Source organism: Mucilaginibacter pankratovii (assembly GCF_014773265.1).
Classification (GTDB): domain Bacteria; phylum Bacteroidota; class Bacteroidia; order Sphingobacteriales; family Sphingobacteriaceae; genus Mucilaginibacter; species Mucilaginibacter pankratovii.
In genome coordinates this window covers 266681-280405 of sequence record NZ_JACWMY010000004.1, presented here as the reverse complement: position 1 = coordinate 280405, position 13725 = coordinate 266681, and the positions used below count along the sequence as shown (strand labels likewise).

10 protein-coding genes are annotated in these 13725 nt (G+C 46.8%); 8 read left to right on the top strand and 2 right to left on the bottom strand.

The features are described from left to right. Positions 1–54: 54 nt before the first annotated feature. The 3 genes from mgrA (at position 55) to IDJ77_RS09730 (ending at position 4258) form a co-directional block, all read left to right on the top strand. Positions 55–1044 (top strand): L-glyceraldehyde 3-phosphate reductase, encoded by a 990-nt coding sequence (gene mgrA / locus IDJ77_RS09740; protein ID WP_191188749.1) that lies wholly within the window; start codon positions 55–57, stop codon positions 1042–1044. Positions 1045–1240: 196 nt separating this feature from the next. Beyond that, entirely contained in the window at positions 1241–3697 is a 2457-nt protein-coding gene (locus tag IDJ77_RS09735; RefSeq protein WP_191188748.1) for a DUF5686 and carboxypeptidase regulatory-like domain-containing protein, read from the top strand. Between the two features lie 156 nt (positions 3698–3853). Beyond that, on the top strand, positions 3854–4258 hold the full coding sequence (locus IDJ77_RS09730; protein WP_191188747.1) for a VOC family protein: 405 nt from the start codon (positions 3854–3856) through the stop codon (positions 4256–4258). 68 nt (positions 4259–4326) lie between these two features. On the opposite strand, the gene IDJ77_RS09725 is transcribed toward IDJ77_RS09730, so the two are convergent. Further along, entirely contained in the window at positions 4327–4860 is a 534-nt protein-coding gene (locus tag IDJ77_RS09725) for a GNAT family N-acetyltransferase (protein ID WP_191188746.1), read from the bottom strand. A 117-nt stretch (positions 4861–4977) separates the two neighbouring features. On the opposite strand from IDJ77_RS09725, the gene guaA reads away from it, so the two are divergent. The 5 genes from guaA to IDJ77_RS09700 all read left to right on the top strand — a co-directional run bounded on the left by guaA (position 4978) and on the right by IDJ77_RS09700 (position 12377). After that, complete coding sequence (gene guaA, locus IDJ77_RS09720; RefSeq protein WP_191188745.1) at positions 4978–6507, top strand: glutamine-hydrolyzing GMP synthase; 1530 nt, start codon at positions 4978–4980, stop codon at positions 6505–6507. Further along, the gene (locus IDJ77_RS09715) at positions 6464–7714 is read left to right on the top strand and encodes an ABC transporter substrate-binding protein (RefSeq protein WP_191188744.1); all 1251 of its coding nucleotides are present in this window, start codon (positions 6464–6466) and stop codon (positions 7712–7714) included. Before guaA ends, IDJ77_RS09715 begins: the two co-directional genes overlap by 44 nt. Then, complete coding sequence (locus tag IDJ77_RS09710; RefSeq protein ID WP_191188743.1) at positions 7711–8925, top strand: RsmB/NOP family class I SAM-dependent RNA methyltransferase; 1215 nt, start codon at positions 7711–7713, stop codon at positions 8923–8925. Before IDJ77_RS09715 ends, IDJ77_RS09710 begins: the two co-directional genes overlap by 4 nt. A 194-nt stretch (positions 8926–9119) precedes the next feature. Next, complete coding sequence (locus tag IDJ77_RS09705; RefSeq protein WP_191188742.1) at positions 9120–11528, top strand: ABC transporter permease; 2409 nt, start codon at positions 9120–9122, stop codon at positions 11526–11528. Between the two features lie 132 nt (positions 11529–11660). After that, a complete protein-coding gene (locus IDJ77_RS09700; RefSeq protein WP_224751033.1) occupies positions 11661–12377 on the top strand; it encodes a DUF2306 domain-containing protein in 717 nt (238 codons plus the stop codon). Between the two features lie 777 nt (positions 12378–13154). On the opposite strand, the gene IDJ77_RS09695 is transcribed toward IDJ77_RS09700, so the two are convergent. Continuing rightward, positions 13155–13724: a MarC family protein gene (locus IDJ77_RS09695; protein ID WP_191188741.1), complete on the bottom strand. Its 570-nt coding sequence runs from the start codon at positions 13722–13724 to the stop codon at positions 13155–13157. Position 13725 lies beyond the last annotated feature (1 nt).

The following is a 13725-nucleotide window of genomic DNA, read 5'->3' as shown; positions in this document are numbered from 1 at the left end:
TCGGGTTCAGACAAAAAATTAAAACCCTATTTTTATCGCCATAAACCAAACAATATGGCCTACCAACCTTCAACAAAACGTTACGATAAAATGCAATACCGCCGCTGCGGTAAAAGCGGCATAAAATTACCCGCCATCTCCCTTGGCCTTTGGCACAACTTCGGGCATGTGGATGTGATGGAGAATTTCCGCAAGATCCTGCACCTTGCTTTTGACAGCGGCATCACCCATTTCGATCTGGCTAACAACTACGGACCGCCCCCCGGCTCGGCTGAAACTAATTTTGGCAAGATATTAAAAGAAGATTTTGAAGGCTACCGCGATGAGATGATCATCTCTACCAAGGCAGGTTATCATATGTGGGAAGGCCCTTACGGCGAATGGGGCTCTAAAAAGTACTTAGTAAGCAGTCTCGACCAAAGCCTGAAGCGCATGGGTCTGGATTATGTAGATATATTTTACCACCACCGCCCGGATCCTGACACCCCGCTGGAAGAAACCATGATGGCACTGGACCTAATCGTTCGCCAGGGGAAGGCACTGTACGCCGGTATCTCCAACTACAACGCCGAAGAAGCCGATAAGGCGATAGCTATTTTGAAACAATTAGGCACGCCATGCCTCATCCATCAGCCTAAATACTCCATGTTTGTACGCGACGCGGAAGCGGGCTTACTGGATGTGCTGGAAAAAGATGGCGTAGGCTGTATCCCGTTCTCGCCATTAGCGCAAGGCCTGCTTACCAATAAATACCTGCACGGCATCCCCCAGGATTCGCGCGCGGCAAAATCAACCGGCTTTTTACAAACCGACCAGGTAACCGATGAAGTTATCGGTAAAATAAGATCATTAAACGACCTGGCTGTGCAACGCGGCCAAACCCTCGCTCAAATGGCATTGGCCTGGCTGCTGAAAGATAACCGTGTTACTTCTGTACTCATCGGTGCCAGCAAGCCAGAGCAACTGGCAGATTCGCTGAAGGCATTGGATAATGTTGATTTTTCTACGGATGAACTGGAGAAGATAGAGGGGATATTGAAATAAAAATGGAAGGTTCCGGTGAGGACACCGGCACCACGGATATAATATTGTTCCCCGCTGGCGGTGGGGACACCGCCAGCTTCCAAAAGGCATATTTAAGGTAAACTTAAATATGCCTTTTGCTTTAACAATAATTAACATCCGGCGTCTAAAATCTTTGGCATATAACATCCATCTTAGTACAAACTTATCCTACCGAATGAAGTCACCCCTACTCCTCGCATTTCTATTGCTATTCTCGCTTAAATTATCAGCTCAGGATGTAACCATTAGCGGTAAAATAACCGCCGAAAATGGCAAGCCCATTCCCTTTGCAACTGTGTATATTAAAAGTACTACCAAAGGCACATCGGCAAACAGCGAGGGCGAATACAGCATCAACCTTAAAGCCGGCACTTACGAATTGCAGTTTAAAGCCATTGGTTACCGGCAGGAAAGCCGTAAAATAGAGTTGAAAAGCAGCCAAAGCATCAGCGTTGTTTTAAGGAACGAGGATTACCAGATAAAGGAAGTTACGGTACGTGCAGGTAGCGAGGACCCGGCCTACGCCATCATCCGCAAGGCTATTAAAAAGCGCAAGGGTTATTTGAATGCCGTAAATTCCTACACCGCCGAAGTGTACATAAAAGGCTTGCAAAAACTACTTGCAGCGCCAAAAAAGTTTTTAATGTTTGATGTGCAAAAAGCCACCCGCGAGGCCGGGCTGGACAGTAACCGTACGGGTATTGTTTACCTGTCCGAGTCGCAATCCAAACTGAGTTTTATGCGGCCGGATGATATTCACGAGGAGATCATCTCGTCCAAAGTATCGGGCAGTAACCGGGCGTTCAGCTTTAACCGGGCATCAGACCTTAGAGTGAATTTTTACGAGAACACCCAGGTTTGGGAAGGTTTAAGCAACCGCCCGCTGGTTTCGCCCATTGCGGATAACGCGCTTTTTTACTACAGGTACCAATGGATGGGTATTTCGATAGAGAATGGCGAAACGATCAACAAAATAAAAGTTACCCCCCGCCGCGAGCACGACCCATGTTTTAGCGGGTACATTTATATATTGGAGGATAGCTGGCGCCTGCAAAGCCTCGGCCTCTCCATCACTAAAAAATCGAACATCAATTTTGTAGATACGCTGAAGGTGAACCAGGAATTTGTGCCGGTAACCGGCAACGTTTGGATGCCGGCTTCCATTAAATTCGAGTTTACGGGCGGCTTGTTTGGCTTCCGGATCGGCGGGTATTTTATATCTATCTACAAGGATTACGACATTAACCCCATCCTGGATAAGAAGCAATTCGCCGAAGTATTGCGCATCACCAAAGGCGTAAATAAAAAAGATTCGGCCTTTTGGGAGCAACAACGCCCTATCCCGCTAACCATCGAAGAAAAAACCGATTACAGCAAAAAAGCGATTTTGGCCGCCAAGCGCGAATCTAAACCCTACCTCGATTCCCTCGACAAGGAGAATAACAAAGTAAGCTTTGATAAGCTGCTCATAAGTGGCTACAGCCATCGCAACCGCTACGACCATGAGTATTATAATTTCAACTCCGTTTTAGGTTCCGTATTTTATAACACCGTGCAGGGTTTCGCGCTGGATTATGGCGGCTCGTTCACCAAACAGATAGACAGCATAAATAATAAATACTTCTCGGTTTACGGTAAAGCGGGGTACGGTTTTGGTAACAAGCTTTTCTACGGAAGTGGCGGCGTTACGCTTCCCGCGGGTCCATTCAGCCTCAACATTGCGGGCGGTTCGGATGTGGTGGACATGAACAATCGCCAGCCCATCACCCGCTTTATGAACACAGCCTACAGTTTGCTGAACCGGAAGAACTTCGAAAAACTGTATCAAAAGAAGTTTGCATCGGTTAGCCTGTCTACCCGTGTAAGCGGCGGCTGGCTGGCAAGTGGCACCATGGAATGGGCGGACAGGAACTGGCTGCCTAATACCGCAAGCTACAGCCTCTTCCATCCGAAAGGGAATGAGTTTACCTCTAACAACCCGTTGAACCCAACTGTTGATGCGCCGCTGTTCCCGCAAAACCAATCGTTTAAACTGAGCCTGCGCACCTCATACGATTTCAGCAATAAGTACGAGACCTATCCAAACGACCGTCGTTACCTGCCATCCAAGTACCCTACCATTAGTTTTAATGTAACTAAAGGAATTAAGGATGTACTGGGTTCGGATGTGGATTACACCCTGCTTTCGGCAGATATCTCCAAATCGGATATCCCGCTTGGGTTTTACGGCAAAACGAGCTTTTATATAGGCGCGGGCAAATTCTTCAACGCCAACAGTTTGTTTTATACCGATTACAAGCATTTCTCGGGTAACCAGGTATTGTTTTACGATTCGGGCATCAACCATTTTATGCTCTTGGATTATTACCGCTACAGCACCGGTGATAAATACCTGGAAGGCCACCTGGAGCACAATTTCTCGGGCTTTATCACCAATAAGATCCCGCTGATCCGCAAGCTGAAACTGCAGGAGATCTTCGATGTGAATTACCTGTACACCCCAACCTTAAAGCATTATACCGAACTGGGCTTCGGGCTGCAAACCAACACGGGTATCCGGGTGATGTATGGCATGGCCTTTAACCAGGGCGGTAAGGTAAATAGTGCGCTGAGAATCGGGGTGAGTTTTTGATGATGTCAAGCTGAGCCTGTAGAAGCATTTACCGCGAGGCCTTCGACAAGCTAAGGCTGACAAAGCTTTTTAGAAACTTAACAAATCTTCCTGTTTTCCTGTAGGATTATTTAACAATAAACCCTTAAATTTATTTCAACAAAACCAACCCGTATTATGATATTTAAAAACGCCGTTAGCTGGTTTGAGATCCCCGCAGAGGATATCAGCCGTGCCCAAAAGTTTTATGAAGCTATTTTTGATATCGAGATGATCCCGATGGAGATGCCGGGTTTCGAGATGCGGATGTTCCCTATCGAAAACCCCATGGAAAACGTAGGCGGCGCCATTTGCAAAAGCGGCGATTTTTATAAACCATCCGCCGAAAGCGGCCCGGTAGTTTACCTAAATGCTAACCCCGATGTACAAATTACATTAGACAAGATAGAAGCCGCCGGCGGTAAAATTGTAGTTCCCAAAACAGAAATATCGCCTGAATACGGCTTCATGGCTGTATTTATAGATAGCGAGGGAAACAGGGTGGCCCTGCATTCGGTACCGGTGGGGATGGGTGGGGAATAAAGAAATTCCACAGCCTACAACACCTTCATTGCCGTTGACTTAAGTCAACGGCAATGAAGGTGTATTGCTTACCATTTTACCGAAAGCTCTTTCCTCATCCTCACAATCCCCAACACCTCGCCATCGGGCAAGGGAGCGTCGATCCGCTCAACAGCCGTATAACCCAATGCCTCGTAAAGCGGCACACCAGGCAGGGTTGCACCTAATTCCATCGTGCTAAAACCGTTGGCTTGTGCGGCGTCCTCGCAGGTATTTATCAATTTACGGCCTATCCCCTGCCGGGCGTAACCGGGGTGCACGAAGAAGGCCCTTATCCGTGCAGCATCTTTAGAGGGGTCAAGCAAAGGGTCTTCCACAGCCTTATGCTGATCGCCACCGTAGAGGGTATTGCGTTTGCTCCAGCCGCCACAGCCGGTAATTACGCCATCTTTTTCGGTAAGATAATAAGTACCGTCTTTTACCAATTGAGTATCCACACCAAAAATATATTTAATGGCGCTTTCTATCTGCGCGTCGGTATAATAGCCTTTACTTAGGCCCCGCACCGAGAGGGCTATTAGTTGCTGTAAAGCAGGAATGTCGTTTGAATTTGCTAATCTCATGCCATCAGGCTCCGTTATCAATAGGCGGAGCTTTGAATGCAAGGTAGATATCCTTATAAAAAATCCGAAATTGAAAATTCGAAATCCGAAATCTTCTAAAAAAACCTATCTTTGCCCATGCAAGAAAAAATCCTCATTCTTGACTTCGGTTCGCAGTTTACCCAGCTTATCGCGCGCCGTGTCAGGGAACTCAACATCTACTGCGAGATCCACCCCTTTAACAAAGTTCCTGAAGTTGACGAAAGTGTAAAAGGTATCATCCTTTCGGGTAGTCCATATTCTGTTCGCCAGGAAGATGCGCCTCACTTCGATTTTGTAAAACACCATACCACGCTGCCAATATTAGGCGTTTGCTACGGTGCACAATATATCGCGCATTTCCATGGCGGCGAGGTTCTGGCCTCCAGCACAAGGGAATATGGCCGCGCCAACCTCGACTATATTAAAGCGGACAATCCACTGTTTAAAGATGTTCCGAAAGGTTCGCAGGTGTGGATGTCGCATGCGGATACTATCGCCAGGATCGCCGATGATTTTGAGATCATTGCCAGTACAGATAGCGTTGAAGTTGCGGCTTACCAGGTAACCGGCACGCAAACCTATGCGATCCAGTTTCACCCAGAGGTTACGCACAGCATCGACGGCAAGCAATTGCTGCAGAACTTTTTGGTTGATATTTGCGGATGCAGCCAGGATTGGACGCCCGATTCGTTCATCGAAACCACCATTGCCGAACTGAAAGCAAAACTGGGCAATGATAAAGTAGTGTTAGGGCTCTCAGGCGGTGTAGATTCATCTGTTGCGGCGGTATTGCTGCATCAGGCCATCGGCGCCAACCTGCACTGTATATTTGTAGATAACGGCCTGCTGCGTAAAGACGAATACCAATCTGTTTTGGATTCGTACCAGCACATGGGGCTCAACATAAAAGGCATTGATGCCAAGCAACGTTTTTACGATGCGCTGGCAGGCCTAACCGACCCTGAGAAAAAACGTAAAGCCATTGGCCGCGTGTTCATAGAGGTATTTGATGATGCCGCGCACGAGGTACAGGGCGTAAGCTGGCTTGGCCAGGGTACCATTTACCCGGACGTTATCGAGTCGATTTCGGTGAAAGGGCCATCGGCTACCATCAAATCGCACCACAACGTTGGCGGCTTGCCCGATTTTATGAAACTGAAGGTGGTAGAGCCTTTAAACACCTTATTTAAAGACGAAGTACGCCGCGTAGGTAAAGCCTTAGGCATCGACCCGAATATATTAGGCCGCCACCCTTTCCCGGGTCCGGGCTTGGCTATCAGGATCTTAGGAGACATCACACCCGAGAAAGTTGATATTTTACAACAGGCTGATGCGATTTATATCAACAATTTACGCTCGGCCGGTGTTTACGATAGTGTTTGGCAAGCAGGCGCCATTTACTTACCGGTGCAATCGGTAGGCGTTATGGGCGATGAGCGCACTTACGAGAATGTAATTTGCCTCCGCGCGGTAGAATCGTTAGACGGGATGACGGCAGATTGGTGCCACTTACCTTATAACCTGCTGGCCAAGATCTCTAACGAGATCATCAACAACGTAAAAGGAATTAACCGGGTAGTATATGACATCAGTTCGAAACCACCGGCCACCATTGAGTGGGAATAAGTGGTTTATAGTATTAGTAGCCCTTTTGGTGAGCGCATGCTCGCCTAAAGTGCGTACTGTACCCGTTGCTACCAAACCCGTAGCCGAAAAACCGGTTGTAAAACCTGAAAAAGCACCCGCTAAACCAAATGTTGTTGAGGCAAAATCTTCCGTAGTATCGCTTATTTTGCCTTTGAGTTTGGATAAACTTGCGCCGGGGCAAAACTATAGTTCGGCCGATCTGAAGAAGGCCAACATGTCGGTAGAGTATTACCAGGGCTTTAAGCTGGCGCTTGATTCTGTTGCCGGGCAGGGTGCCAACTTTAAACTCCAGGTTTACGATAGTAAGGATGATGCCGCTATACATAGCCTCGGGCTAAACCCGCAGGTAAAAAATGGCGACCTGATCGTCGGCCCGATATTCCCGGAGGATATCAGGCTGTTTGCGGCGATGTTTCAATATTCGCGCAAGCCTCTTGTATCGCCGTTATCGCCGGCTTCGCCCACGCTGTTCAATAACCAAAACCTGGTTACCATGACCCCGCCGCTGGAGTACCATGCCCGGGGCGCGGCAACTTACATAGCCAGCAGGCTGAAACCAAAGAAGGTTTACATCCTTAACTCCGGCTTTAGCGATGAAAAACTTTACACCGCCCCCTTTAAGCGTACTATAGATAGCCTGAGCAAACGCAGGATACAGGTGGTGCCATTTACAGTTGTGCGTGGCAACCTTACACCACTGGTTGCGCAACTGAACAATAAGGTAGATAACATTTTTTTAGTATCTTCAACCAAACAGGCATTTTTGATGGTTACCTTAAAATCATTGGATACTTTATCACGCAAATTCCCGGTTATGGTGTTTGGGCATCCCAACTGGGAGAAGTTCGCCTTTTTAAAAGCGCCCCTGCTGCAACGCTTAAAAACGCATATCACCAGTACCGATAAGGTGGACTACAAATCGCCCGAAACCAATAACTTTATTCGCTTGTACCGCAAAGTATACCGCGCCGACCCTACCGATTTCGCCATAAAAGGTTTTGATGAAGGGCTTTACTTCGGGCAGCTTTTGGCCCGCGATGATGATAGTTACCGCCGCGTAGAACAAAACGACTTTACCGGGATTCACAACAGCTTTCATTTTGAAAAGAGGCCGGGGCAAGGCTGGATAAATACGCACGTAGATATCCTGCGTTACGAAAACTTTGAACTTAAACCCGTGCAATGAAAGCCATAAACCAGCTTAAAACCTTTCAGCGCATTTTGGGTGATTACCCGGCAGATACACCATTAGGCAAATTCCTCCCCGGCTTTTACAGGCAAAACAAACAAATGGGCTCTACCGACCGTAAGGTTGCTGGTCGATTGATATATAATTACTTCCGTTTAGGCAAGGCACTTTACAACACCCCCCCCGAAGACCGGCTGATGGTTGCCGAGTTTTTGTGCAACACGCAAACCAACTCCTTTCTGCAGCATTTTAAACCCGAATGGGCCGCTTGCATAGGTTTTGGAGTCGATGAAAAGATAAACCTCGTCAAAACCGCCCACCCCGATTTTAAACTGGAAGACGTGTTTCCATGGACTGCGCAACTTTCTGCTGGGATAGATAAGGACGCATACTTAAAATCTTTTTTTGTGCAGCCCGATCTGTACATCCGCATGGCCAAAGGCATGGAAGCGCAGGTTAAAGCGGAGCTTATCAAAGCCGGAGTTATTTTTAAGGATGAGGGGAATAATTGCTTATCGCTGCCCAACGGCACCCGTTTGGAAACTATTTTTGCCAAACAACATTGGTACGAGGTGCAGGACTACTCGTCGCAACAAACGGCCAATTACTTTAAGCCGCAAAAATGGGATAGCTGGTGGGATGCCTGCGCGGCATCGGGCGGTAAATCGCTGCTGCTGCACAGTCTGCAACCGGATATCAAACTCGTGGTGTCAGACATCCGCGAATCTATCCTATCCAATTTAGATGAGCGTTTCCAGCAGGCCGGTTTGCGTAAATACCAGAAGAAGCTGATGGACCTTACCGAGAATAACGAGCAGCTTTTATATCAGTACGCGTTCGACGGTATTATTTTAGATGCGCCCTGCAGTGGCTCGGGTACCTGGGGCCGCACCCCGGAGATGATCAGCCAGTTTGATTTCCACAGAGCCGATTTTTTTAAACGCCTGCAGCAAAGCATCATCACCAATGTAGTGAAGCATCTTAAACCGGGTAAACCCATCATTTACATCACCTGCTCGGCCTTTAAGGCCGAAAATGAGGATGCAGTAGATTTTATGGTGAAACAATTAGGCCTGAAACTGGAAGAGATGCGGGTACTGAAAGGTTACGAGCGCAAGGCGGATACGATGTTTGTGGCGAGGCTGACAGCGGCCGCAAGCAGAGCGCCACAATCCCCTGAAGGGGGAACTTTTGAGGAGTTGAGTTAACGGCTCCCGCGAGATTAGCGCAGCGTATCTCGTGGTTGGCATTGGGCAAGCTTCCAGCTTGCGGCAGTTGAAAACTGCAGCCATGCGCGCCACGAGTTGGAAACTCGCGGCAGCAACGGGCATTGTTAAATAATGTTAATCTTTTCATTTATTGCTCTTTAGCTCCCTACATTAGGTGTACAAACCCCACACCTATGCTGCACAACTACTTCATCATCGCCTGGCGCAACATTATCAAGCACAAGCTTTTTTCGCTTATCAATATATTCGGGCTATCGGTAGGTATCGCTTTTACCTTGCTCATTGCCAGCTACGTATGGCATGAAGTAAACATTAATGCCGACCTTAAAAACGCCGATAACCAGTACATCATTCAAAGCAAATGGAAGGACCCTAACATGGGCTACGTACTCACCGCCCTTGCACCGATGCCAAAGGCTTTAAAGGATGAGTACCCCACACTGGTAGCTAACTCTTACCATTGGGATGGCGTGAGCTCTAACGTATCTAAAGGCGATAAGCACTTTAGGGAGAGCATCCAGGTTGGCGACAGCACCTTTTTAACTACCTATGGCTTTAAACTATTGCATGGGGATGCCAATACCGCGCTGAACGATCCTTTCTCGGTAGTAATAACCGACAATATGGCCATCAAATATTTCGGCAAAACCGATGTGGTGGGCGAAACCCTGAGCATAGAAAATTTTAAAGGCGACAAGCACGATTTTGTAGTGAACGGCGTGCTGGATAAGCTGAGCAAAAACTCGGTTACCAACGTAAGCGACCAAAGTAACAGTACCTTCTTTTTACCAACCGCTGCGGCAAAATTCTTAAGCAGAAGTTTGGATGGCTGGAACAACACCGTCATCTGCGGCTTGATTGAACTCCGCCCCGGTGTAAAGCCCGAAGCGCTGGATGGCCCTATGCGTAGCCTCATCAAAAAGAATGCGCCACCACAAATCTCTGCCAACCTTACCCCCTATCTCGTGCCGTTGAAATCTTATTATTTAGAAGCAACAAACGGGCTGGTGAAAAAGATGCTGTATACCCTATCATTTATAGCGCTGTTTATTTTGCTGATGGCGGTTATTAACTTTGTCAACATCTGTATCAGTCGCTCCTCACAACGAATGAAAGAGATGGGCATTCGCAAGGTTTTGGGTGGATTGAGGAAACAACTTATCTGGCAGTTTCTGACGGAATCGGTATTGATGGTGTTTATCGCCACAGTGTTCGCGCTTGGTATTTACGGGCTTGCCCGCCCCTATTTTGCCAATTTGTTAGGGACGGATCTTACCAGACTATTCTCATTCCCGCTTTATTATTACCTGCTGCCCTTTGCGCTGGCATTGGTTATCGGGCTGATGGCGGGGCTTTACCCCGCTTTAGTGCTATCCTCATTAAAATCTGTAGATTCTTTAAAAGGAAAGCTGAACCAGGTGAAGGATAACGTAATCTTCCGTAAGGCGCTTATCGCCTTCCAGTTTGCTACGGCGGCGGTGGTGCTTGTCAGTGCTATCGTAGTTTCCAAGCAGATCAATCTCTTCTTCAGCAAAAGTTTGGGCTATGATAAAGATTACGTGGTGTACGCCCAACTCCCGCGTGATTGGAGCAAACCCGGCGTGCAAAAGATGGAAAGTAATCGCTACCGATTGGCGCAATTGCCTCAGGTAAGTTCGGTAACACTATCATGGGAAATTCCGGATGGTAACAACGGCGGCACCTTCCGTGCTACTAAAATGGATGCGGATTCCGCGTCGGGGTTTTCATCGCAGATATTGGTAGCCGATAACCAATACGCTGCGACGTACGGACTAAAACTAAAGGCTGGTCAGTTTTTTATGCCGCAGTATACGCAGGCAGATTCGGGCAAGGTGGTTATCAACGAAATGCAAGCCAAAGCGCTGGGCTTCGCTGATGCGAAGGACGCCATCGGGCAGCAGTTCCGGGCATTGGGCAGCCGCGATCCATTGTCCATCTGCGGTGTTGTTGCCGATTTCCAATTTGGTTCGATGCAGGCGAAAATGCAACCTGTTACATTTTACAACGTAAATCAAACGCCCTTTTATCGCTTTTTCTCCATTAAACTAAGGCCGGGCAATATCCAAAGCAGCCTGGAAACCCTGCAAAAGAAATGGGCCGAAGTAATGCCGGGCGCGCCATTCGAATATAATTTTATGGACGATGCCCTCGCCAAAATGTATAAAACTGAGTTGCAGCTTAAACAAGCTGCTTACGTGGCAACCGGCCTGGCCATCGTTATTGTGCTGCTGGGTGTATTGGGCCTTATCTCGCTCAGCGTTCAAAAACGCACCAAAGAAATCGGCATCCGCAAAGTGCTGGGCTCATCTGTAAACCATGTGATGATGCTGTTTATGAAGGACTTTTTGGGCACCGTGGTTGTTGCCGGTGTGGTTGCTTGTCCGCTGGCTTATTACCTGATGCAGCGTTGGCTGGATAATTATGCTTATAAGATAAGCCTCACGCCTGTACCATTCATTTTGGCGGTGCTGGCTTTAACAATAGTTACGGCAATACTCATCAGTATACAAACTGTTAAGGCGGCGCTGGCGAATCCGGTGAAGAGTTTGAGAAGTGAGTGAGTTTGATTTGAAGATTCGTTGATTTGGAAATTTGAGGACGCGGATTAAAGAACGCGCAACCTTCTTTATTGCTTCTCATTTTAATAACTCATATCTTCCCATTCAAATTAAAAACTCCTGCTTCAGGGCATATTGGAAACCGTAAAATACATCCTCAAAACAACAGTAGTTTACATGCTGCTTTGCGTGGCTACTTTTTTAATGCTGAGGGGTATTATAGAATATTTCCCCATGAGGGATAATATCGGCTTTCTTCAGTATAAACAGGAGTACCTCCATATCCTCCCCTGGAAGATCGCTTTTTATACCCATGTATTTTCGGTAATATTTGCCTTGCTGGCGGGCTTTACGCAATTCAACGGCGATATCCTGCGCGATCATAAACGTGTACACCGGCTGATGGGCCAGATATATGCCTATGATGTATTGCTGGTGAATTTTCCCGCAGCCATGATCATGGCCATTTACGCCAACGGCTTGCTGCCTACTAAAACTGCATTTGTAATTTTAGATTGCCTTTGGTTTTGGTTTACCTACAAAGCCGTGGTTGAAATAAAAGCCGGAAATATTAAAGCTCACAAAGAAAACATGATCCGGAGTTATGCGCTTACGCTATCAGCGGTCACCTTAAGGCTCTGGAAGATCATCATCTCCGGTTTTGTTAATATCGACCCACTACCGCTGTACATGATTGATGCCTGGATGGGTTTTGTACCAAATTTATTATTTGCCGAATGGCTGATCAGGAGAAAAAAGCATAAACACGTGCTATCTGTCAAAATCAAAACCGGCGGCGATAACGGCTCCTATAACAAACAATGTAGCAAAAAAGCAGAGTATAAACGTTAATATACTCCAAAGCATGGCGTATCCTCTGCCAGAACTTTGAAAGGCCCGCCAAATGGCACGTGATGCAAAATAAGCAGGAATGGAAAGAATAGCCAATATTATCACTAATTCGGGCGTACCGATATTAAGAAATAATAAAATAGCGGTGTGTGACGGCATTTGAAATTTATGGATTGGTTTAAGCTTTATCCGGGGTAACGTTTTTTATCATCTTCTTGAAAAACTGAGTTGTAGAAGTATAATAGTGCCAATAGCAAACAGCGTAATAAAATAACTCAGTATAAAGGTTAATGCGCCCCATAATCTCGCCCGCTTATTGCCTGATCCTTCGAGCCTGCGCTCCACAGCCCGCGATATAAAGTAGGTTATCAAACCAACTAAGCTTACTAAAGAGCTGTAAATTGCTAATGTCTGTAAGTCCGACTTCATGGCTATTGATAAGGTTTTGATATGGTGAAATATACGATAAATTGTATCAAATTTATTAGCCGGCGGTTTCGCTATTTCTAAACATGCCTGCCTCCTCCTCTGCTAAACCCAATGTTTAAGATAAGCACAAAAATTATCCCGCAGAAAATAACCAAAAAACTAAATACAAAAGCGAATATGCTTATCGCATTTGCATGCTTATTGGTCGACGCTATCAGCATCCGCTTCACTTTAGATGCAATAAGCATCGCTAACAAAACAGAAACCGCAAGTACGAACAGCAAAACCAGTAAAATCATTTTTTTATGTTTTAATCACAACTCATAAACCCGGACAGGAAAATTGAAATTAAAGCCCGCTATTACTCCTGAACAATTTTATCGCGATAGCTAACAGTATCACCCCAAAAGCCTTGCGCAAAATATGCAGCCCGGTTTTGCCAAATAGTCGTTCCAGCCATTGCACGTTCTTGAGCACCAGGTAAACAAACAGCGTGTTTACGATAATACCTACGATGATATTTTGGGTTTGATATTGCGATTTGAGGGATAACAGCGTGGTCATGGTACCGGCACCGGCTATAAGCGGGAAAGCTAACGGAACGATGGATACCGACTCGGGTACCTCCTCCTTAAAAAAGTCGACCCCTAATACCATCTCCAGCGCGATGATGAAGATCACGATAGAACCCGCGATAGCAAACGAGGAGATGTCCAGACCGATGATGGCAAGTAGTTCATCCCCCACAAATAAAAAGGCGATCATGAGCACCAACACCGCTATGCTTGCCTTCTCCGATTCGATATGGCCGGAACGCTGCCTTAACTGGATAATCACGGGTATGGCACCAAGGATATCAATAATGGCAAAGAGGATCATCGTTACCGACAGGATCTCTTTAAAGATGAAGTGTGGCATA